This window comes from Streptomyces sp. NPDC047061 (assembly GCF_040643955.1).
GTDB lineage: Bacteria > Actinomycetota > Actinomycetes > Streptomycetales > Streptomycetaceae > Streptomyces.
In genome coordinates this window covers 162817-184837 of the sequence record NZ_JBEYVI010000017.1, presented here as the reverse complement: position 1 = coordinate 184837, position 22021 = coordinate 162817, and the positions used below count along the sequence as shown (strand labels likewise).

Below are 22021 nucleotides of genomic sequence, written 5' to 3'. Positions count from 1 at the left end.
GTATCCCCGGAGCCTGTTGGGGGCATCACGTCTCCACCGGACGCGCAATCGAGGAGGGGCCTCGTGCATGAGCCCGCGTACCAGGCGGACGTCGTCATCGTGGGAGCCGGTATCGCCGGACTCTCCGCGGCTCATCGGCTGAACAGCGCAGGAGTAACGACCGCGGTCCTGGAGGCCGCCCCTTACGTGGGCGGCCGTATGTCGACCGAGAAGGTCGACGGCTTCCGGCTCGACCGGATCGGCCAGCTCCTGTCCACGTCCTATCCGGAGCTACGCCTCGCCCCGGGACTGGACGCCCTGGTGCTACGCCGGTACGCGCCCGGCGTGCTGCTGCATCGCAACGGGCGCAGGCACCGGGCCGGCGCTCCGGCGGGTGGGGGAAGCGCGAGGGGCGCACTGTACGCCGTGCGCGCCCTGGCGAGCGCCCCCAGGAGCGGCTCGGCGGTGGCGCCGGCGCGGGCGACCGCACCGATGGGCGGCGCGGTCGACCAGGCCCGCCTGGGCGCCGCGCTGGGCCGCCTGGCGGTCACTCCCGTCGAACGGATCCTGGCCCGCCCCGAGCTCCCCGCCGCCCACGCCCTCGCGGAGCGCGGGGTGCCCGCCCGCACGATCGACGGCTTCCTGCGCCCGCTGCTCGCGGCCCTGCTCTGCGACCCCGAACTGACGACGTCGAGCCGCTGTGCGGACCTCGCCCTGCGCTCCTTCGCGAGCGGGCGGCTGTGCGTGCCGGAGGGCGGCGCCGAGGTCCTCCCCGACCTCCTCGCCCGCGCGCTGCCACCCGGCACGGTGCACACCGGCGTACGCGTCACCTCGGTCTCGACGACATCGGTGACGACGGCCGACCACGGCGAGATCCGATGCCAGGCGGTCCTCCTGGCCACCGACGCCCGGGCCGCCGCCGAACTCCTCCCGGGCCTGCGCGTCCCCGACTTCCACCGGGTGACGGTGGTCCACCACACGACGGACGAGCCGGCGAGCCTCACCACCGGAACGTCCCTCCTCCTGGACACGGACCGGGGCGGCCCCGTCTCCCACACCTCGGTCGTCAGCAACATCGACCCGACTCGCGCGCCCCAAGGCCGGGCCCTGATCTCCTCCACAGTCCTCGGCACTCCCCCCTCCGACATCGACACAGCGGTCCGCATGCACCTCTCCCGCCTCTACGGCACGTCGACGCACCGCTGGGAGACCCTCGCCGTCCACCACACCCCCGAGGCCATCCCCGCCATGCGCCCCCCGCACGACCTCCGCCGCCCCGTCCGCCTCCTCGCCGGCCTCTACGTCTGCGGCGACCACCGCGACACCAGCACGGTCCAGGGAGCCCTCCATTCAGCCCACCGAGCAACAGCGGCCATCCTGACCGACCTCGGCACAGCAGGCTCCCTGAACAGTGCAGAACCCCTGCAACGCCGAGCCGCCTAGCGCCCCGTCAGGAGAAGCGCGCCACACAGCGCCCCGTCAGGGGCGCGGGGCTGTATTTGACTTGCGGCTCCGCCGCGTGGGCGCGAGCAACCACGACGGCGCGGCACCCGGCAGACGGCCGGAACCGGCAACGGCGAGTCGCAACGGCCGGCTCGGCACCGCCGAAGAACGCCGTCGTGGCTGATCACCGTTGCGGCGGGAAAGAAGGAAGGCGAGCCGAGTGGGAGATCGGCTCGCCCAGTCCAGCAGCCCTCGGCCACGGCCCAGCGCAGCGGTTTGTCAGCCCAGTGCGGCGACCCTCTCCCGGTAGCCCTTCACCGGTGCCGCGTCCTTGTAGGGCTCCAGCCGTCGTTCGAAGTCCTTGACGTATTCGATCGCGCGGACCGAGCGCATCTCCGCCGCCGCTCCCGCCGCCTCCACGCCGAGTGCGCACGCCTGGTCGAGCTCGCCGAGGCCCAGGCGGGCCGTGGCGAGGACGACGCGGCAGAAGAGGCGGCTGCGGGCGTAGGAGGGCGCACGGAGCTGGAGCGAGCGCTCGGCGTGCTGGGCGGAGGCCCGGAACTGCTGGAGGTCGCGGTGGCAGTGGCCGAACTCGTCGGCGAGTTGGGCCTCGTCGAAGAAGCGTGCCCAGTAAGGGACTTCGTCGCCGGGACGGGCCGTCTCCAGCGCGCGTTCGGCGCGGACGAGCGCACCCGTGCAGGCGCGCACCTCGCCGAGGACCCCGTGGGCGCGCGCCTCGGCCGCGTGGAGCAGGGCCTGGACGACCGGCGGGGCGCTCGTGCCCACGCCCTGCTGGGCGACCCGCGCGAGCTGCACCGCCTCCCGGCCGTGGCCGAGGTAGACCGCCTGGCGGCTCATGGTGACGAGGACGTAGGAGCCGTAGGCACGGTCCCCCGCCGCCTGGGCAAGGCGGAGGGACTGCACGAAGTAGCGCTGGGCGAGCCCGTGCGCGGCGATGTCGTACGACGTCCAGCCCGCCAGCCGGGTCAGGTCGGCCGCCGCCCCGAACAGCTTGCGGCCGGTCTGCTCGCCGTACGTGCCGCGCAGCATCGGCTCGCACTCGTGCTCCAGGTAGCGGACGAGGGCCTGCCGGGCGTGGCCGCCGCCGTACTGGTCGTCGAGGGAGCGGAAGAGTTCGCCGACCGAGCGGAGCGCTGCGATGTCGCCGCCGGTCACCTTCTGGCCGGGGCCGCGTTCGGCCTGCCCGCGCGGGCGCACGGGTGCGAGCGGCACCGGCTTGGGCGCGGCGGGACGGGTCTGCGCCGGTACCCGGGCGGCCGGCGGCGCGGCCGGCTCGCCACGGGCCACCCGGTCGTCGGCGCGGCCGATCAGCCAGTCCCGGCTGGGGACGACCAGCCCGGCCGGGGTGAAGGCGATCTTGCGGAGCTCGGCGTGGCTGCCGGAGTCCTTGCGCCACAGCCCGCTGACGATGTCGACGGCCTCCTCGGGGGTGGCGGCGAACTCCAGCCCGGCGTAGACCGGGGCACAGGCGTCGAGCCCGAGGTCCTGGGCGGTGAGCCGACGGCCGAGGCGCCGGGTGAAGACCTCGGCGATCAGGGCCGGGGTGGTGCCCCGGGGCTGCTGGCCGCGCAGCCACCGGGTGACGGATGTCTTGTCGTATCTGAGATCCAGCCCGTGTTCGAGACCGAGTTGGTCGACGCGACGGGCCAGACCCGCGTTGGAGAACCCCGCTTCTGCGATGAGCGCGGCGAGCTGGCGGTTGGGGGTGCGCTGCGCGGGTCGGTCCGTCATCTGGAGTGCGGTCTCCTGCCTTCGGGCTCAGCTCGGTCGCTTGTGCCCGGATTGCCGGTGAGCAGCCCTTTTGGCACTCGTGGACGGCGCGAATGTAGCGGAGAGTGAGCAGTCGATCGCACATCTCGACGTTCATTCATCCGATCGTGTGAGGATTGACCCCCGGGCTGACGCGCGACGGGCAGACGTACAGTGGCTTGGGCGCGTTATGCGCCTGACGCACTGATCGCCTTATCGCCGAGGGAGGCGCTTGCCGTGAGTGAGTTGCGGTTCGTCCGCATGGGGTTCGGCGCGGATGCCGTCGAGTACCAGGAGGCGTGGGACGAGCAGCGCCGGGTGCACGCGGCGCGCTTCACCGACGAGGTGCCCGACACGGTCCTGCTGCTCGAACACCCCCCGGTGTACACGGCGGGCCGCCGCACCGCGGACAACGAGCGCCCCCTCGACGGCACCCCGGTCATCGACGTGGACCGCGGCGGCAAGATCACCTGGCACGGCCCGGGCCAGCTGGTGGGCTACCCGATCCAGAAGCTCCCGCGCCCGGTGGACGTGGTCGCGCACGTGCGGCGTCTGGAGGAGGCGCTGATCCGCGTGTGCGCCGAGTTCGGCCTGGAGACCTCCCGGGTCGAGGGGCGCAGCGGGGTGTGGGTGCTCGGCGACCCGGTGGAGCAGCGGCCGCAGGCTCTCGGAGGGCTCTCCCTGGACTTCGACCCCCGGCTGACGGACGAGGAGTTCGACCCCCGCCTCAACGGCCCGGAGTACGCCCCCTCCAACGCCGGTCAGCGCCGCGAGGACCGCAAGATCGCCGCGATCGGCATCCGGGTGGCCAAGGGCGTGACCATGCACGGTTTCGCCCTCAACGTGAACCCGGACAACAAGTGGTTCGACCGGATCATCCCGTGCGGCATCCGGGACGCCGGCGTCGCCTCCCTCGCGGGAGAACTCGGCCGGGACGTGACGATCGAGGAGGTCCTGCCGGTGGTGGAGCGGCACCTGAAGGCCGTCCTGGAGAACGCGGACCTCAGGCCGAGGGTGATCGAGAGAACACCGGCAACCGTCAGCCCGTCTGGGGGCACCCCCTCTGGGGGAGCTTGAGGACGAGGCCGTTCAGGCCGAAGCGGGGGTACGGGGGCGACAGCCCCCAGAGGTCAGCACCCACACCGGGTATTCGAATCCACGGGCGTACCCTGAAGGTCGCCGAAGAATCAATCGCTAGGGAGCCGGTCGTGTCCGCAGTCTCACCCGACGGACGCAAGATGCTGCGCCTGGAGGTCCGCAACGCCGAGACCCCCATCGAGCGCAAGCCCGAGTGGATCAAGACGCGGGCGAAAATGGGCCCCGAGTACACGAAGATGCAGAACCTCGTGAAGAGCGAGGGCCTGCACACGGTCTGCCAGGAAGCCGGCTGCCCCAACATCTACGAGTGCTGGGAGGACCGCGAGGCGACCTTCCTCATCGGCGGCGACCAGTGCACCCGGCGCTGCGACTTCTGCCAGATCGACACCGGCAAGCCCGAGGCCCTGGACCGCGACGAGCCGCGCCGCGTGGGCGAGTCCGTGGTCACCATGGACCTGAACTACGCGACCATCACCGGCGTCGCCCGCGACGACCTGGCGGACGGCGGCGCCTGGCTGTACGCGGAGACGGTCCGGCAGATCCACGAGCAGACGGCGGGCCGCGAGGCCGGCCGCACCAAGGTCGAGCTGCTCGCCCCCGACTTCAACGCGGTCCCCGAGCAGCTCGCCGAGGTCTTCTCGTCCCGCCCCGAGGTCTTCGCGCACAACGTCGAGACGGTGCCCCGGATCTTCAAGCGGATCCGCCCCGGCTTCCGCTACGAGCGTTCGCTGAAGGTCATCACGGCCGCCCGCGACTTCGGCCTGGTCACCAAGTCCAACCTCATCCTCGGCATGGGCGAGACCCGCGAGGAGGTCGGCGAGGCGCTGCGCCAGCTGCACGAGGCCGGCTGCGAGCTGGTCACCATCACGCAGTACCTGCGCCCGAGCGTCCGGCACCACCCCGTGGAGCGCTGGGTCAAGCCGCAGGAGTTCGTGGAGCTGAAGGAGGAGGCCGAGCAGATCGGCTTCTCCGGTGTCATGTCGGGCCCGCTGGTGCGGTCCTCGTACCGCGCCGGCCGCCTGTACCAGATGGCCGTCGAGAAGCGGGGGGCGTTCGTCGCCGCGCAGGCGGTCTGATCGCCGGGTCCGATCGCCGGGTTTGATCGCGGGTCCGATCGACCGACGCGGCCTGGCCGCCGAGCGTGTGAATTCACGCACAAACTATTACCGGTCAGTAGTGACCGAATGGACGCGGTCCTGACCGTCCTCGCTGATGAGGGCGTACGTCAGGGCCGCGTCAGCGTTCCGGGCCCGCGTATCAAGGTTTCATTGGCGTTTGACCGGTCGGTCACGCCCTGGTAACACCGAACAGTGACCCTGGTATCACAGCACGTACACCCACTTCGAGGGGGGACCTCCACCATGCAGGCCGCGCCCGTTCGCGCCACCGCGATCCCGTCCTTCACCGACGCGCTGCGCGCCGTCGAGTCGCTCCTCATGAGCGGCGGCCAGCGCACCGCCCGCCAGAACGCCTGGACCTCCGTACTGGAGGACCGCCGTCGCGCCAAGGACCGGGTCGAGGCCCAGCGCTTCCTGGAGCAGGCCGCCGGCCGCTCCTGACGCCCCCTTCCGCCACCCCTGTGGGGACACTGCCGTCGAAGGCACTCCCGGGGCCACGTAGACTTCGGGGCATGGCGAGGAAGGAACCCGCAGCGGACGCTGCAAATGCCGGACGACTGAAGCAGATCGTCCTGACGTACAAGATGACGCGCAAGGCCGACAAGGTGATCGGTCTGGTGCTTGCCGGTGTCGGTCTCGGCACCCTTGCGATCTTCCTCGTGATCGGCTTCTTGATCGGCCACCCGATCTATCTGGGCATCCTGGGTCTGCTGCTCGCCTTCCTCGCGACGGCGATCGTCTTCGGCCGGCGGGCCGAGCGGGCGGCCTTCGGCCAGATGGAGGGCCAGCCGGGCGCGGCGGCCGCCGTTCTGGACAACATCGGGCGGGGCTGGACGACGACGCCGGCGGTGGCGATGAACCGCAGCCAGGACGTGGTGCACCGGGCGGTCGGCAAGGCCGGCATCGTCCTGGTCGCCGAGGGCAACGCGAACCGGGTGAAGACCCTGCTGGCCGCCGAGAAGAAGAAGATGGCCCGGATCGTGGCCGACGTGCCGGTGCACGACGTGATCGTGGGCACGGGTGAGGGCCAGGTCGAGCTGAAGAAGCTGCGGACCACGATGCTCAAGTTCCCGCGCGTGCTGACCGGCCCCCAGGTGACGACCACCAACGACCGGCTGCGGGCGATGGGTGACCTGATGTCCAACATGCCGTTGCCGAAGGGCCCGATGCCGAAGGGCATGCGGATGCCGAAGGGCGGCGGCAAGGCCCGCTGAGCCCACGTACCCGACTCCTACGCCGATGGGGCGCCCGGATCTCACTCCGGGCGCCCCATCGGCGTAGGACCACCGCGCGCCCACCGGTCCGGCCGGCGAACGAGTCGGCCGCGACTCACTCGATCCACCGGACCTCCCAGCGGGACGACTCCACAAAGGATTCGAGTTCCGCCAGTGGCATCGGAATCGTCATGGAGCTTCACGAAGTAACCCTCGTAAAACCCCGACAGAATACGCCCTTGCTCCGCAAGCCGGATCTTTTCCATCCAATACCCCCGACAATCACCTCAGTGAATTCGATTTCCAGCTGCTCCCCGCGCCGCCCGAAGGGTGTGCTATCTCTTTCGCGTAAACAATAGCCTCGGCCACAACACGTGCGTCGGCCTCCCTCGGCGTGGGCATGAGGTACAGCGCATCCGCAGCATCTATGCGGACCTCACAGACGCAGTCTCCGGTATCCATGGCGCGGCATTCCACATAGTCGGCCTCTTCATGGATGCCGGCCACGCGGAAGAGGCGCTATTTCCGACCCGCGATCTCCACTACCTTCACCCGCGGAACCCCTTCGAATATGAGCACGCCTCCGCGCATGCCTCAGCGTGCACCATAGCCATATTGTCGCCCACTTCATTGGGTGAATCGACCCCCGACTCGGGTCCGCATTTTTCCGCGGCGCCCGTCCCCCATTGCTCCTGGGGGCCGTCGGGCCTGGTGGTGCCGTCGGCGAACAGGACCAGGGTTCCGTCGCGCCTACGCGGCGGAGCCACATGTCGACACGGCCCCGCGCCCCTACGGGGCGCTCGAAGCGGGTCCGGGATGACACGCCGCCGGACGGAGTATCCAGCCGTTTATCGGGTCATCCGCTCCTAACCTTCCTTGTGTGACAAAACGCCATATCACATACCTCGCGTGCAGCGCCGCCCTCTGCGGCTCCCTCATCGGTGCCGCTCCGGCGACCGCTTCGCACCGCGTGCTCCAGGTGCACCCGGGTCAGTCCATCCAGAAGGCGGTCGACGCCGCCCGGCCCGGCGACACGGTCCTCCTCGCGGCCGGCACCTACCACGAGAGCGTCAAGGTGACCACGCCCGGTCTCACCCTGCGCGGCATGGGCCCGAACACCGTGCTCAAGCCGGCCAAGAAGGCCAAGAAGGCGAAGAGCACCGCGAAGAAGGCCGCCCAGAAGTCCTGCGCCGAGATGGGCAACGGCATCTGCGTGGTCGGCGCCAAGAAGAAGCCCGTCGAGGACGTCACCATCGCCCGCATGACCGTGACCGGGTTCTCCCGGATCGGTGTCATGGCCGTGGGCGCGGCCAACCTGCACGTGCACGGCGTGGAAGCCGTGAAGAACGGGCAGTGGGGCCTCGCCGAGGAGCGCTCGGTGCACAGCACCTACCGGTACAACGTCGCCCGCAACAACGGCGACGCGGGCATCTTCCTCGCCAACACCGTCACGACGGAGAAGGGTGCCGCCGACACCGAAGGCACGGTCGTCGAGCACAACCGCCTGGAGGGCAACCGGATCGGCGTCACCGTCCGCCGGCTGCGCAACCTCACCGTCTCGGACAACACCGTGACCGGCAACTGCGCGGGCGTGTTCGTCGTCGGCGACGAGAACAAGCCGAAGGCCGGTCGTCTGACCGTCGCCGACAACAAGGTCGTGAAGAACAACAAGTACTGCAAGAAGACCGCGCGGCTGGCCTTCCTGCAGGGCTCCGGGATCGTGCTGACCGGCACCGAGAACACCCTGGTGACGGGGAACACGGTCACCGGGAACTCCGGCAAGTCCCCGCTGTCGGGCGGTGTCGTGGTCTTCAAGAGCTTCGTGGGCGCCACCAGCGACAAGAACCAGGTCACCCGCAACAAGCTGTCGGGCAACGCCCCCGCCGACCTGGTCAACCAGGAAGCCAGCAAGCACGGGAACAGCTTCAAGCAGAACACCTGCAAGAAGTCCAAGCCCGCGGGTCTGTGCTGACCTGACGGCCGTACGACACCCCACAAGGAAGGAAGGCGGCACATGACCGCACCAGCACGCGACCTCGACACGCCGGCCAAGGGGCTGGAGGAGGACGCTCCGCCGCCGTCGATGCGGCTGCGCGAGCTCGTGTTCGGGGCGGCCTGTGCCGCCGCCGTCCGCGCGGCCGCGCGGCTGCGCGTCGCCGACGCGCTCGGGGACGCCCCGATGACCGTGGAGACCCTGGCCTCCGCGGTGCGGACCGACCCGAAGCCGCTGCGCCGGCTGCTGCGCGCCCTGTCCTGCTACGGCGTCTTCGCCGAACGGCCGGACGGGACGTTCGCCCACACCGAGACCTCCCGGCTGCTGCGCGAGGACGACCCGCACAGCCTGCGCTACATCGCCCTGTGGTGCACCGAGCCGTGGACCTGGGACGCCTGGCCGATGCTCGACGAGGCCGTGCGCAGCGGCCGCAACGTCGTCGAGGACCTCTACGGCAAGGAGTTCTTCGTCTATCTCAACGAGGACGCGCCGGAGTCGGCGGACGTCTTCAACCGGGCGATGACCACCTCCAGCGAGCAGTCGGCCCGCGAGGTCGCCGCGCTGCTCGACCTGTCCGGCAGCCGGTCGGTCGCGGACCTCGGCGGTGGCCAGGGGCACGTGGTGGCCAGCCTGCTGGACAAGTACCCGGCGATGAAGGGCTATCTGCTGGATCTGCCCAAGGTGGTGGAGAAGTGCCTGCCGCGGCTGCGCGAGGGCGGGGACCTCGCGGACCGGGCGCGGGTCGTGCCCGGTGACATCCGGGAGGCCGTGCCGGTCGACGCGGACGTCTACATCATCAAGAACATCCTGGAGTGGGACGACGAGTCCACCGCGCGGCTGCTCGCCAACGTGGTCGCGGCGGGCGGGCCCGGGGCCCGGGTGGTGATCATCGAGAACCTGGTCGACGACACCCCGTCGATGCGGTTCAGCACCGCGATGGACCTGCTGCTCCTGCTGAACGTCGGCGGGGCCAAGCACACCACCGACAGCATGGTGCGGCGGCTGACGGAGGCGGGGCTGAGCGTCAACGACATCCGGCCGGTCAACCCGTATCTGCACGCCTTCGACTGCACGGTGCCCGCCTGAGGCAGGTCCCGGCACGCGCCGGTGCCGGGCCCGCGTCGTACGCGGGTCCGGCACCGTTGGCGTACGGCGGTACGCGGGGTCACGCGCCGCCGTCGCGCTCCCAGAGGTAGAAGCGCTGGGCCATCGCGTCCTTCGGGGAGCGCCAGGTCTCCGGGTCGTACGCGCTGACGTACGCCGTGAGACGGTCGCTGACGTCCCTGAACTCGGGGTGCGAGGTGACCTTGGCGATGGCCGGTCCCGGCTCGCGCTCGGACTCGATGAGGTGCATGTACACATCACCGAACTGGAAGAGGCTGCGCCGGGTGACCCCGACGAGGTGCGGCAGTTCTCCCCGGTCGGAGTCCGCGAACACCTTCGCGATGTCGGGGGCGGAGCCCGGTGCCATACGGGCGACGATCAGGGCCTGGTGCACGTGTCTCTCCGTTCCTGTCCTGGCTGTCCTGGCTGTCCTGGCTGTCCGGCCGACGGCCGGGTCAGTCGGCCAGGGCCGGGTCGGGGCGCCGGCCGGTGGCGGCCTTCTCGATCTTGTCCCGGATCAGGGCCATCTGGATCTTGGAGTTCTTGTTGATGTTGTCGGTCATCCAGTCGTCGTCGACGGGGGCCTCCGGCTTCATCGCGAAGTCCTGGGTCCAGACCATCCGGGTGCCGGCGGACACCTCCTCGTACTGCCAGAGGATGTCCATGTGCGCGAACGGGCCGGTCTCGACCCGGCGGGCCTTGACGCGGAGGTTGCGGCGGTCCGCCGTGCGCTCGGAGACCCAGCTCCACACCTTGCCGTTCTCGTCGGGGTGCATGGTCAGCCGGAAGGTGACCTTGCCGCCCTCGTCGGAGAGGATCTCGGCGCTGGTGTACTCGCTGAACAGCTGGGGCCAGTTGGCCACGTCGTTGGTCATGTCCCAGACCAGGTCGAGCGGCGCGGCGATGGTGATCTCGTTCTGGGTGTGTCCGGTCATGTCAGGCTCCCGCGGGCATGGCGCTGTTGACGAGGTCGAGGAACTGGCGGGGCGTCTTGCACCGCTCGGCGTCCACCGGCATGGGCACGCCGTGCCGGTTCTCCAGCTCGCCGACGATGCCGAGCAGGCCCAGCGAGTCGACGCCGAGGACGTCGAAGCCGCTGTCGGACCGGTCCTGCAGGTCGGCCGGGGAGACGGTGACGCCGGCGGCCTTCTTCATGAGTTCGGACAGTTCGTCCACGGTGATGCTCATAGGAACTCCTTCTGCTTCGCTGCCGGGGGCAGCTGGTGTGTTCGACTCACTCGGCCGCGCCGTGGCGCAGCACGAGCGCCGAGTTCGACCCCATGAGGCCCCGGCTGAGCACCAGTGCCGTGCGTGGCCGCGCGGCACGGGCGCTGCCGGTCACGAGGTCGAGGTCGTGGCAGATGTCGAAGACGCCCGGGGTCGGCGGGATCAGCCCGTGTTCCATCGCCAGCACCGCGGCGGCGGTGTCGAGGACGGGGGCCGCGCAGTAGCCCCGGCCGATCCCGGTCTTGGGCGCGGTGACCGGCACCCGCCTGCCGTGCGCGCCGAGGGCGTCGGTGATGGCCAGCGCCTCCGCCCGGTCGGCCTCCGGCACGCCGAGGGCGTCGGCGAAGACCACGTCGACCTCCTCGGGGGCGCAGCCGGCCTCGGCCAGCGCCCCGCGGATCGCCTGGGCGAGCCCGGCGCGGGACTCGGCCCAGCGGGAGGCCCCGGTGAAGGTCGACGCGTGGCCGTCGAGGGTGGCCCGGACCGGCAACCCGCGCCGGCGGGCCGAGCCGGTGTCCTCCACGACGAGCATGGCGCCGCCCTCGGCCGGTACGAACCCGCAGGCCTGCTCGGTGAACGGGCGGTAGGCGCGGGCCGGGTCGGTCTCCCGGCTGAGTTCCTCGTAGCCGAGCTGGCAGACCACCGAGTAGGGAGCTATCGGTGCCTCGGTGGAGCCGGCCACGATGACGTCCGTGCCGCGGCGGACCGCGCGGGCCGCGTGGGCGAGGGCGTCCAGGCCGCCGGCCTCGTCGGCGGCGACCACCGAGCAGGGGCCCTTGAAGCCGCGCCGGATGGAGATCTGGCCGGTGCTGGCCGCGTAGAACCAGGCGATGGACTGGTAGGGGCCGACGAACCGGCTGCCCTTGCCCCAGAGCTGCTGGAGCTCGCGCTGGCCGAACTCGCCGCCGCCGGAGCCCGCCGCGGTGACCACGCCGATGTCGAACGGGGAGCCTTCGGTGTCGGCGCGGCCGAGGCGGGCGTCCTCGAGTGCCAGGTCGGCCGCGGCCATCGCGAAGTGCGTGAAGCGGTCGGTCTGGACGATGAGGCGTTCCTCGACGGCGGCCGCCGGGTCGAAGCCGCGGACTTCTCCGGCCACCTTCATGGGCAGGTGCTCGCAGCCGTCGCGGGTCACCTTGTCGAGGACGGTGCGTCCCTCCTGGACGGATTTCCAGAAGGTCTCGGTGCTGGTTCCGTTGGGCGCGACGACACCGATGCCGGTGACGGCCGCCCGCCGGGCAGGGGGTTCGCTCATCGTGTCCGTCCTCTCTGCCGGGTCAGGATCACCGCGGACTGGAAGCCGCCGAACCCGCTGCCCACGGACAGGACGCCGCCGAGCTTCCGTTCGCGGGCGACGCGCGGCACGTAGTCGAGGTCGCACTCGGGGTCGGGGGTCTCGTAGTTGGCGGTGGGCGGGACGACCTGGTGGGCCAGGGCGAGCACACAGGCGACGACCTCGATCGCGCCGATGGCGCCGAGCGAGTGGCCCACCATGGACTTGATGGAGCTCATGGGCGTGCTGTAGGCGTGCTGTCCGAGCGCCTTCTTGACGGCGGCGGTCTCGTGGCGGTCGTTCTGCCGGGTGCCGGAGCCGTGCGCGTTGACGTAGTCGATGGCGGTGGGGTCGAGGCGGGCGTGGTCCAGGGCGGTCTCGATGGCGCGGGCCATCTCCAGCCCTTCGCTGGTGAGACCGGTCATGTGGTACGCGTTGCCGAAGGTGGCGTAGCCGTCGAGCTGGCAGTAGATGTGCGCGCCGCGGGCCTTGGCGTGCTCCAGCTCCTCCAGGACGAGTACCGCGCCGCCCTCGCCCATGACGAACCCGTCGCGGCGGTTGTCGAAGGGCCGGGAGGCGTGCTCGGGGTCGTCGTTGTTCGGGGAGGTGGCCTTGATCGCGTCGAAGCAGGCCATGGTGATCGGGGAGATCGGCGAGTCCGAGGCGCCGGCGATGCAGATGTCGGCGCGGCCCTCCTGGACGGTGTGGAAGGCGTAGCCGACGGCGTCCAGGCCCGAGGTGCAGCCGGTGGAGACGGTCTGGACCGGACCCTGCGCGCCGAATCGCTCCGCCACCGCGGAGGCCAGGGTGCTCGGGGAGAACGCCCGGTGCAGCTGGGGCTGCGCCTGCCGGTGGTCCACGTCCCAGCGCTGACCCGCGCCGCTCACCAGGACGTAGTCGTGCTCCAGGCGGGTGGTGCCACCCACGGCCGTACCCAGGGAGACCCCGATCCGCCAGGGGTCCTCCCGGCCGAGATCGAGCCCGGAGTCCCGGACCGCCTCGTCACCGGCGACCAGGGCGAACTGTATGTAACGGTCCGCCCGTTCGATCTCCTCGGCGTCCAGGCCGTGCGCCGCCGGGTCGAAGTCGCACTCGGCGGCGATCCGCGATCTGAGGCCCGAGGGGTCGAAGAAGGTGATGCCGCGCGTCGCGGTCCGGCCCGAGGCGAGCAGATCCCAGAACGCCGGTACGCCCACACCCCCCGGAGCCACGATGCCTATGCCCGTAACCGCCACGCGCCGGGTCACGACCGGACCTGCCCCACGGCGACGGCTTCCGTCTCCTCGGTGTCGACGTGCCCCAGGCTCGGGCGCGGCGCCAGCGGGCCGAGGTGGAAGACGATCCGGGCCTCGACGTTGCCCACGTTGCGGAAACGGTGCTTCATGTTGATGGGGATCATCAGTCCCTGCTCGGGCCGCAGCGGGTGCGGTTCGCCGTCCAGGTCGACCTCCATGTCGCCGCAGACGACGTACACGAACTCCTCGGAGTACGGGTGGTAGTGCTCGGCGATGCGGTCGCCCGGCTGCACGATGGCCACACCCAGGAAGCCGCTGGTGGAACCCACCGTGGCCGGGGTGAGCATGGCGCGCAGGTCCCCGCCGCGCCGGGTGTTGGGCTCGATCTCGCTGAGGTCGACGATCTTCGGAATGGGCTGCATGTCTGCGTTCCTCCGTGGGGGTGAGGCGGCGGTGAGGGGTCAGGCGTCCGGCGAGCGGCGGTCGGTGATGAGCTGCATCCGCACCGCGTCGCCGTCCAGCAGGGCGGTCAGCGCGTGGGCCGGGGTGACGTCCAGGGGCTTGCCGGGCCGCTGCTCCACCAGGCGGACGACCACGTCGTCGCGCTGGAAGACCGTGCTGTGCAGCACCGGGCTCGCCGGGTCCTCGGCCGCGGCCTCGTCCTGCTGGGCGAGCAGCTCCGCGAGCCGCATCCCGCAGCCCGGGCGGGCCGGGTAGTACAGCGCGTACCGCTCGCCCTCGGCCGGCTCCTCGGCGCCGACGTGGTGCACGGCCGGCAGCGCCGCCCGGGTGAAGAACACCCGTGCGGACTCCTGGTCGTCGAGGTCGCGGTCCTGCTCCAGGTACGGGTTGATGGCCTCCTCGACGGCCCGCACCTCGGGCTGCCGGGCGACGTGGCGCAGGGCGGCCATCAGCTCGCCGCGCACCTCGATGGCGCGCACCACCCGGTTGCCGTGCATGAACAGGGAGGTGCGCAGGAGCCGGGTGGAGTCGTCGACCTTCGCCTGGGGCGAGGCGTAGTCCGCGAGGATCTTCGCGACCTTCGCCTCGCTGCCCGGCCGGACCGTGAAGGTGAGCGCGTGGCGGATCACGCCGTTGCCCATCCGCGGGTGGGCCTGCAGGACGCGTACGGCGTCGGCCGACGGTCCGCCGGTCTCCCGTACGACGTGGAAGCGGAGCGAGCGGGTGTCGCGCACGCAGTTGTGGAGCGGCTTCACCATCTCCACGTGCTCCTCGCTGTTCACCCAGGCGAGGAACGGCGGGGCGCTCTCCCACTCGCTGGTGATCAGCCACTGCGAGGGGTTCTCGATCGACTGGCAGAGCTGGTCGCTGACGTGGCCGGGCACCTGGGCGACCTGGCTGCACAGCTGCTCGTAGGCCTCCAGGAACTGCTGCTGCGCGCCGTCGTAGACGTCCACCAGCAGGACGACCCGGAGCCGGGAGCCGTCGAAGACGGACTGGGAGACCCGGGTCGACACCGGGCGGGTCTTTCGGGTCGGCTTTTCCGAAACCTTTTCCGAGATCGTCGTCATGCTTCGCACATCTCCTTCGCGGGGGCAGCGGCCTGCGCCTTCGCCGATGACGCGGCGTCAGCGCTTCTTGATCCTGTGCCGGTCCTCCGAAGCGCGCGACTCGCGTGAACCAGGTGGGTGATTGAGTCCTCGGAACCCCTCCCCGGGGGGCCCGGAGGGGCATGGAAGTTCCAACCGCACCTGACGCACCAACACCCGCCTCTGGAGTGCCCGATGCACCGGAACACCGATCACCAGGTCCCCGTCCTCGTGGTGGGCGGCTCCCTCGTGGGGCTGTCCATGTCCCTCTTCCTGGGCCGTCTCGGCGTACGTCACATGCTCGTCGAGAGACACTCCGGGACCTCGATCCACCCACGCGGCCGGGGCAACAACGTGCGGACGATGGAGCTGTTCCGGAGAGCGGGCATCGAGCCGGACATCAAGGCCGCGGCCTCCCTGCTCGCCGACAACCACGGCATCCTGCAGACCCCGACGCTGGTCGGCGACGCCGGCGAATGGCTGTTCAAGGAGATCGACCCGGGCGGCGGACTCGCGAGGTTCAGCCCCACGGGCTGGTGCCTGTGCAGCCAGAACGACCTCGAACCGGTGCTCCGCCAGGCGGCCGAATCGCTCACCGGCGAGCTGCGCTACTTCCACGAACTGGAGTCCTTCGAACAGGACCCCGAAGGAGTGACGGCGTACGTCCGCGACCGTGACTCCGACCGGATGTACACCGTCCGCGCGGACTACCTGGTCGCGGCCGACGGTCCGCGCTCCCCGGTCCGCGGCCGGCTCGGCATCGGCCAGACGGGCCCCGGCGACCTGTTCGCGAACGTCAGCATCACCTTCCGCTCCAAGCTGCTCGCGGGCACGGTCGGGGACCGCCGCTTCATCTGCTGCTACCTCACCGACCCGGAGGCCGACGGCGCCCTCCTGCCCGTCGACAACAGGGAGCGCTGGGTCTTCCACGCCCCGTGGCACCCCGAACGCGGCGAAACCCTCGACGAGTTCACGGAGGAGCGGCTCACCCGGCACATCCGCCGGGCCGTCGGCGTCCCCGACCTCGACGTCGAGATCACCGGCCGGGCCTCCTGGCGGGCGGCCGAACGGGTCGCGGAACGGTACTCGTCCGGGCGGGTCTTCCTGGCCGGCGACTCCGCGCACGAGATGTCCCCGACCGGGGCCTTCGGCTCCAACACCGGCATCCAGGACGCCCACAACCTGGCCTGGAAGCTGGCGGCGGTCCTCGACGGCTGGGCGGGTCCCGGGCTCCTCGACTCCTACGACGCCGAGCGCCGCCCGGTCGCCCTCGCCACCAGCGCCCGCGCCTCCGCCCGCTCGGTGGAACACAGCCACCCCGGCTTCGCGCCCGCCCCCGGCATCGGCGCCGGCAAGCGCGGCGGCATCCTCAACATCGTCCTCGGCTACCGGTACCCGAAGGGCGCGGTCCTCGGGGCCGACCCCGGCCAGCCGGTCGTACCCGACGGGATGAACCTGACCGGCCAGCCCGGCAGCCGGGCCCCGCACCTGTGGCTGCGCCGCGCGGGCGAACGGATCTCGACGCTCGACCTGTACGAACGCTCCCTGGTCCTGCTGAGCGACGCGGAGTCGGCCGGGGGTGCGGCCTGGCACGCCGCCGCCCGGCGGATCGCGGACACGGAGCGGCTGCGGCTGGACACGTACCGGATCGGGGCGGCGGGGTCGGCGGCCGATCTCGTGTACGACGCGGAGGGCGCCGACTGGGCCGAGGCGCACGGGACGACGGCGGACGGGGCGGTGCTGGTCCGGCCGGACGGGTTCGTGGCGTGGCGCTCGGAGGGCGCCGTCCCCGACCCGGAGGGGGAGCTGCGGGAGCTGCTGGGGCGGGTGCTGCGGAGGAGGTGAGCGAGGTGCGGGCGGGCGCCGGGGGGTGGGTACGCTCACCGGCGCTTGCCGGGTGCCTCCCCCAGCCTTCGGCCGGGGGGACCCCCAGCGCCCACCCGTGCCGCCCTGCGGCACGCCTGCCCGCAGCTATGTCTTTAGTCTTTCAGGGGCGCGGGGAACTGCGCGACCAGCCCCCACGCACCCGCAGCTACATACGGAGCTCTACGGTCTTGGCCAGCCGGTCGTGCAGCCCCCTGCCGTCGCGGTCCCAGACCAGTGCCGGGATCGCGAGGCACAGCAGCGCCGTGCGGGCCAGTGCGCGCAGCGGCTGCACGCGGCCCGTGTCGACGCCCACCACCCGCAGCCGGAACAGCCGCTTGCCCGGCGTGAACCCGAGCGTGCCCACAGTGAGGACTCCCAGGACGAAGAAGACGAGCAGCGCCCAGTTGCCGGTCGACGCCGGGTCGTAGCCGTTGGTGATCAGGCCGTATGCGATCAACTCGCACAGCGCCCAGTCCACGACCAGCGCACCGAGCCGCCGTCCCGGGCGGGCGATGGAGCCCGGCCCGTCCTCCGGCAGACCGAGCTGCTCGCCCCGGTACCCGAACTCCACACCTGCGTCTTCCATGGCCGCGCGGGGCCCGGAGAGCCACGATCCGATTGCTTGCCTGTTGTCCACCCGTCAACGGTACTGCCCCGGTATCCGCCCGGGGTCCGGCGGGGTGTCCCGGGGCTACCGTGGAGCCGAGCTCGGTTAACTTCAGCGAAACAAATGGGTCACGCCCGAGAAATCACGCGTCCCTAGGGTCGTGGACAACGTGTGCCACCGCACTGGCCGCACGAACGAACTACCACCCCGGCACGGGAACGGCCGGGAGTAGGAGGAGCTGGATGTTCCAGAACGCCGACGAGGCCAAGAAGTTCATCGCGGACGAGGACGTCAAGTTCGTCGACGTCCGTTTCTGCGACCTGCCGGGCGTCATGCAGCACTTCACGCTGCCCGTCGAGGCGTTCGACCCGGACGACGAGCTCGCCTTCGACGGATCGTCGATCCGTGGCTTCCAGGCGATCCACGAGTCCGACATGGCGCTGCGTGCGGACCTGTCGACCGCCCGGGTGGACTCGTTCCGCCGGGACAAGACGCTCAACATCAACTTCTTCATCCACGACCCGATCACGGGCGAGCAGTACTCCCGCGACCCGCGCAACGTGGCGAAGAAGGCCGAGGCCTACCTCGCGTCGACCGGTATCGCGGACACCGCGTACTTCGGTCCCGAGGCCGAGTTCTACGTCTTCGACAGCGTCCGCTTCGCCACCTCGGCGAACGAGAGCTTCTACCACATCGACTCCGAGGCCGGCGCCTGGAACACCGGTGCTCTGGAGGACAACCGCGGTTACAAGGTCCGCTACAAGGGCGGCTACTTCCCGGTCCCGCCGGTCGACCACTTCGCCGACCTGCGCGCCGAGATCTCCCTGGAGCTGGCCAAGTCCGGCCTCCAGGTCGAGCGCCAGCACCACGAGGTGGGCACCGCCGGCCAGGCGGAGATCAACTACAAGTTCAACACGCTGCTCGCCGCCGCCGACGACCTCCAGCTCTTCAAGTACATCGTGAAGAACGTGGCCTGGCGCAACGGCAAGACCGCGACCTTCATGCCGAAGCCGATCTTCGGCGACAACGGCTCGGGCATGCACGTCCACCAGTCCCTGTGGGCGGGCGGCTCCCCCCTCTTCTACGACGAGGCCGGCTACGCGGGCCTGTCGGACACCGCCCGCTACTACATCGGCGGCATCCTGAAGCACGCCCCGTCGCTGCTCGCCTTCACCAACCCGACGGTGAACTCGTACCACCGCCTGGTCCCGGGCTTCGAGGCGCCGATCAACCTGGTGTACTCGCAGCGCAACCGCTCCGCCGCGATGCGTATCCCGATCACGGGTTCGAACCCGAAGGCCAAGCGTGTCGAGTTCCGCGCGCCCGACTCCTCCGGCAACCCGTACCTGGCCTTCTCGGCCCTGCTCCTCGCGGGCCTGGACGGCATCAAGAACAAGATCGAGCCGGCCGAGCCGATCGACAAGGACCTCTACGAGCTGGCTCCCGAGGAGCACGCGAACGTCGCCCAGGTCCCGACCTCCCTCCCGGCCGTCCTCGACTCCCTGGAGCGCGACCACGAGTTCCTGCTCGCCGGTGACGTCTTCACGCCCGACCTGATCGAGACGTGGATCGACTTCAAGCGCGCCAACGAGATCGCCCCGCTGCAGCTGCGTCCGCACCCGCACGAGTTCGAGCTGTACTTCGACGTGTGATCGGCACCTGAGCCTCTGCGGCGCCCCCGTTCCTGTTTCTCAGGGCGGGGGCGTCGTCGTATCGTGCGTCTGTACTCATGTTCGATACGGGGGGAGCCGGGATGTCCCAACAGGGCGACGAGAAGGACGAGTTCGACCTCAGGTGGGCCGCCGAGGCGGAGCACAAGGAGCCGTCCGCGCGGGCTCGGATGCTCGCCGCCCGCTGGAAGGAGAACCCGCCGGAGCCGGCGCCGTTCCGGGCCGATCCGGGACCGGTGGCGCCCCGGCGGTCGTCGTGGGGGTCGACGGCGCTGGTGCTGGGGTGCGTGGCGGCGGTGATCCTGCTGCTGGGGTACATACAGACACGGGCGCCGTACTAGGAACCCGGCGCGTCGGCCCGCCGTCGGCCTCGGGTAATCGGCGCGACCCGCGTCCGCCTGTCCGCCTACCATCGCCCGGACGGCAGGCGGAACGGAGTACGGGGATGCGCGAGGAGTTCGAGGAGGACGGCGAGGCCGCGGCGCTGCGGATCGCCGAGGGGGCCGCGCCGGGAGACGTCATCGACGGCAACGGTCCGGGCGGCTGGCTCGCCCTGGACGCCGGTGCGCGGTCCTGGCTGCTGCGGGACGCGCTGCCGAGCCGTGCCGAGATCGACGGCACGCACCGGAACGCGCTCACCGAGTCGCGGACCGCGCTGGCCCTCTGCCACCGGGACGGCCGGATCAGGGAGGCGGCGCTGGAAGCGGCGGCGCGGTTTCCCACGCTGCTGCCGCTGGTCGTCGTCCGCTGTGCGGACTGGGTCGCGCCGGTGCAGGAGCGGGCCCGGCAGTTGCTGCGCGAGCGCCTCGACGTGGACGCCGCCGTCGCGCTCGCGCCCCTGATCCTGCTCCTCGGCCGGCGCGGACGCGGCGCCTTCGCCGTCGAGGTGCTCGGCGACGTCCTGCGGGGAGCGTCCCACGAGCAGCTCGGGCGGCTGCGTGCCGACGGCGACCGCACCGTCCGGCGCTTCGCCCACCGCCTGGCCGTGGCGGAGGGGGCGCTGTCCGCCGCCGAGCTGGCACAGGCCGCCGCCCGGGACTCCGACCCCGCCGTCCAGACCCTCTGCGCGGAGGCCGCGGTGGCCCTCGTACCGGAGGGCACAGCCGACGAGGGCGTACTCGGACCGCTGCTGGCCGCGCGCGGGCCACGGGTCCGGTCGACCGGGGTGACGGCGCTGCGGCGGGCCGGGCGACCGGAGCGGGCGGCCGGCTTTCTCGCCGACCGGTCCGGTGCCGTACGCGCCTGCGCACGGTACGTGGTACGGCAGTACGGAACCGATCCGCTGCCCTGGTACCGGCGCCGGGTCGCCGACGCCGACGACCCCGCGTTGCCGGCCGGCGCGGTCATCGGGCTCGCCGAGTGCGGGGAGCGGGCGGACGCCGGGCTGCTGGCACCGCTGCTCGCCCACCCCTCCCCCGGCGTGCGGGCGGGTGCGGTCGCCGGATTGCGGATCCTCGACGTGACGGACGTACGACGGTTCCGGGAGCTGCTCGACGATCCGGCTCCGGGCGTCGTCCGGGCGGCGACCGTGAACCTGCTGCCGTCCGCCGGGTCGCTGGACGCCGGGTGGCTCATGGACCGGCTCGCGGCAGGCCGGGCGCGGCATGTGCGGGTCGCCGCGTTCCGGCTGCTGGACGCGCGGGGCGGACTCGTACGGCTGCGGGCCGCGGTCGCCCTGCTCGACGACCCGGACGTGAAACTGCGGGGCTGGGCCGAGCGGTCCGTCCAGCAGTGGCACCCGACGCCGGACGTGCCGCTCGGGTCAGAGGAGGTGGCGGCGCTGCTGGACCGGGGACGGCATCTGTTCAGCGCGTGGGTGCTGACCAGGCGCAAGCGGGAGGCCGGCGTGCCGGGCTGAGCCTTTGCCGCTACTAGGGCCGTTCGGAACCTCCCCATGGGACGGCGCAGGTGCACACTGGACAGCGGGACGAGTGCCTGACTGCGGGGTGGTGCAAGATGCAGAGCCGCTTCCGGAGCGACCGGCGGCTGACCGTGCGGATGACGGTCACGCTGTTCCTGCTCGGGTTGTTGTACGTCGGTTTCGTTGCCGCGCTGATCGTGCTGCTGAAGTCGTGGCTGCTCGTCGTCGTCCTGGTGGGCGCGATGTTCGTGGCGCAGTTCTGGTTCTCCGACCGGATCGCGATGTTCGCCATGCGCGGGCGGGTCGTGGAGCGGGAGGAGTATCCCGAGCTGCACGCCGTGGTGGACCGGCTGTGTGCCATCGCGGACATGCCGAAGCCGGTCGTCGCCGTCTCCGAGATGGACATGCCGAACGCGTTCGCGACCGGCCGCAATCCCGATCACGCGGTGGTGTGCGTGACGACGGGGCTGCTGCGCCGCCTGGAGCCCGCCGAGCTGGAGGGTGTGCTGGCGCACGAGCTGTCGCACGTGGCGCACAAGGACGTCGCCGTGATCACGGTCGCGTCCTTCCTCGGGGTCATCGCCGGACTGATCGTACGGTTCGCGTTCTACTCGCAGCTCTTCGGCGGCGGTCGCCGGGACCAGAACACGGCCGCCGTGTTCGCCGCCGTCATCGGGGTCTCCGCGGCGGTGTACGCGATCAGCTTCCTGCTGATCAGGGCGCTGTCCCGGTACCGGGAGCTGGCCGCCGACCGGGCCGCCGCGCATCTCACCGGCCGGCCGTCCGCGCTGGCGTCGGCGCTCACCAAGGTCTCCGGCGACATCGCCCGGATCCCGACCAAGGACCTGCGCACGGCTCAGGCCTTCAACGCGTTCTACTTCACCCCGGCGACCGGCAAGGAGCCCGGCATCGAGCGCTTCTTCTCCACCCACCCGTCCCTGGAGCAGCGCCTTGACCAGCTGGGGCGGATCTCTGCGGAACTGGGTGAGGCGGCGACGCCCGGAAAGGCCGGGTGA

Annotated in this window: 21 protein-coding genes; 12 read left to right on the top strand and 9 right to left on the bottom strand. The window is 71.2% G+C overall.

Features of this window, described 5'->3' with window-relative positions:
• Nucleotides 1–63 precede the first annotated feature (63 nt).
• Entirely contained in the window at nt 64–1422 is a 1359-nt protein-coding gene (locus ABZ887_RS24765; RefSeq protein WP_361292958.1) for an NAD(P)/FAD-dependent oxidoreductase, read from the top strand.
• A gap of 279 nt (nt 1423–1701) precedes the next feature.
• On the opposite strand, the gene ABZ887_RS24760 is transcribed toward ABZ887_RS24765, so the two are convergent.
• Complete coding sequence (locus ABZ887_RS24760; RefSeq protein ID WP_361292954.1) at nt 1702–3174, bottom strand: regulator; 1473 nt, start codon at nt 3172–3174, stop codon at nt 1702–1704.
• 255 nt (nt 3175–3429) lie between these two features.
• Between ABZ887_RS24760 and lipB the strand changes: the two genes are divergently transcribed.
• The 6 genes from lipB to ABZ887_RS24730 all read left to right on the top strand — a co-directional run bounded on the left by lipB (nt 3430) and on the right by ABZ887_RS24730 (nt 9701).
• Nucleotides 3430–4269 (top strand): lipoyl(octanoyl) transferase LipB, encoded by an 840-nt coding sequence (lipB, locus tag ABZ887_RS24755; protein WP_361292952.1) that lies wholly within the window; start codon nt 3430–3432, stop codon nt 4267–4269.
• Between the two features lie 131 nt (nt 4270–4400).
• Nucleotides 4401–5366: a lipoyl synthase gene (gene lipA, locus ABZ887_RS24750; RefSeq protein WP_361292950.1), complete on the top strand. Its 966-nt coding sequence runs from the start codon at nt 4401–4403 to the stop codon at nt 5364–5366.
• 285 nt (nt 5367–5651) lie between these two features.
• The gene (locus ABZ887_RS24745; protein ID WP_181806529.1) at nt 5652–5849 is read left to right on the top strand and encodes a hypothetical protein; all 198 of its coding nucleotides are present in this window, start codon (nt 5652–5654) and stop codon (nt 5847–5849) included.
• A 71-nt stretch (nt 5850–5920) separates the two neighbouring features.
• The gene (locus tag ABZ887_RS24740) at nt 5921–6622 is read left to right on the top strand and encodes a DUF4191 domain-containing protein (RefSeq protein WP_361292948.1); all 702 of its coding nucleotides are present in this window, start codon (nt 5921–5923) and stop codon (nt 6620–6622) included.
• Nucleotides 6623–7502: 880 nt separating this feature from the next.
• A complete protein-coding gene (locus ABZ887_RS24735; RefSeq protein ID WP_361292946.1) occupies nt 7503–8594 on the top strand; it encodes a right-handed parallel beta-helix repeat-containing protein in 1092 nt (363 codons plus the stop codon).
• Between the two features lie 42 nt (nt 8595–8636).
• Nucleotides 8637–9701 carry a methyltransferase gene (locus ABZ887_RS24730; protein ID WP_361292944.1) on the top strand — a complete coding sequence of 355 codons (1065 nt, stop codon included), beginning with the start codon at nt 8637–8639 and terminating at the stop codon, nt 9699–9701.
• 79 nt (nt 9702–9780) lie between these two features.
• Here ABZ887_RS24730 and ABZ887_RS24725 read toward each other — a convergent pair whose 3' ends face one another.
• The 7 genes from ABZ887_RS24725 to ABZ887_RS24695 form a co-directional block, all read right to left on the bottom strand.
• Entirely contained in the window at nt 9781–10113 is a 333-nt protein-coding gene (locus ABZ887_RS24725) for a TcmI family type II polyketide cyclase (protein WP_217552701.1), read from the bottom strand.
• 61 nt (nt 10114–10174) lie between these two features.
• A complete protein-coding gene (locus ABZ887_RS24720) occupies nt 10175–10654 on the bottom strand; it encodes an SRPBCC family protein (RefSeq protein WP_361292941.1) in 480 nt (159 codons plus the stop codon).
• A gap of 1 nt (nt 10655) precedes the next feature.
• Nucleotides 10656–10907, bottom strand: coding sequence for an acyl carrier protein (locus ABZ887_RS24715; RefSeq protein ID WP_217552699.1), 252 nt, complete (start codon nt 10905–10907; stop codon nt 10656–10658).
• Between the two features lie 46 nt (nt 10908–10953).
• Entirely contained in the window at nt 10954–12198 is a 1245-nt protein-coding gene (locus ABZ887_RS24710; RefSeq protein WP_361292938.1) for a ketosynthase chain-length factor, read from the bottom strand.
• Nucleotides 12195–13463: a beta-ketoacyl-[acyl-carrier-protein] synthase family protein gene (locus ABZ887_RS24705; protein ID WP_189260618.1), complete on the bottom strand. Its 1269-nt coding sequence runs from the start codon at nt 13461–13463 to the stop codon at nt 12195–12197. Before ABZ887_RS24705 ends, ABZ887_RS24710 begins: the two co-directional genes overlap by 4 nt.
• The gene (locus tag ABZ887_RS24700; RefSeq protein WP_361292936.1) at nt 13460–13873 is read right to left on the bottom strand and encodes a cupin domain-containing protein; all 414 of its coding nucleotides are present in this window, start codon (nt 13871–13873) and stop codon (nt 13460–13462) included. Before ABZ887_RS24700 ends, ABZ887_RS24705 begins: the two co-directional genes overlap by 4 nt.
• A gap of 39 nt (nt 13874–13912) precedes the next feature.
• A complete protein-coding gene (locus tag ABZ887_RS24695) occupies nt 13913–14983 on the bottom strand; it encodes a SchA/CurD-like domain-containing protein (protein ID WP_361292934.1) in 1071 nt (356 codons plus the stop codon).
• 213 nt (nt 14984–15196) lie between these two features.
• Here ABZ887_RS24695 and ABZ887_RS24690 point away from each other — a divergent pair, with 213 nt between their 5' ends.
• Nucleotides 15197–16846, top strand: a complete 1650-nt coding sequence (locus ABZ887_RS24690) for an FAD-dependent monooxygenase (protein ID WP_361292932.1) — start codon at nt 15197–15199, stop codon at nt 16844–16846.
• Nucleotides 16847–17033: 187 nt separating this feature from the next.
• Here the strand turns inward: ABZ887_RS24690 and ABZ887_RS24685 are convergent, their stop codons facing one another.
• A complete protein-coding gene (locus ABZ887_RS24685; RefSeq protein WP_361292930.1) occupies nt 17034–17504 on the bottom strand; it encodes an RDD family protein in 471 nt (156 codons plus the stop codon).
• 212 nt (nt 17505–17716) lie between these two features.
• Between ABZ887_RS24685 and glnA the strand changes: the two genes are divergently transcribed.
• From glnA to htpX, 4 genes are all read left to right on the top strand, one after another.
• The gene (glnA, locus tag ABZ887_RS24680; protein WP_361292928.1) at nt 17717–19126 is read left to right on the top strand and encodes a type I glutamate--ammonia ligase; all 1410 of its coding nucleotides are present in this window, start codon (nt 17717–17719) and stop codon (nt 19124–19126) included.
• Nucleotides 19127–19227: 101 nt separating this feature from the next.
• A complete protein-coding gene (locus ABZ887_RS24675; RefSeq protein ID WP_361292926.1) occupies nt 19228–19485 on the top strand; it encodes a hypothetical protein in 258 nt (85 codons plus the stop codon).
• A 104-nt stretch (nt 19486–19589) separates the two neighbouring features.
• Nucleotides 19590–21002 (top strand): HEAT repeat domain-containing protein, encoded by a 1413-nt coding sequence (locus tag ABZ887_RS24670; RefSeq protein WP_361292924.1) that lies wholly within the window; start codon nt 19590–19592, stop codon nt 21000–21002.
• Between the two features lie 98 nt (nt 21003–21100).
• The gene (gene htpX, locus ABZ887_RS24665) at nt 21101–22021 is read left to right on the top strand and encodes a zinc metalloprotease HtpX (RefSeq protein ID WP_361292922.1); all 921 of its coding nucleotides are present in this window, start codon (nt 21101–21103) and stop codon (nt 22019–22021) included.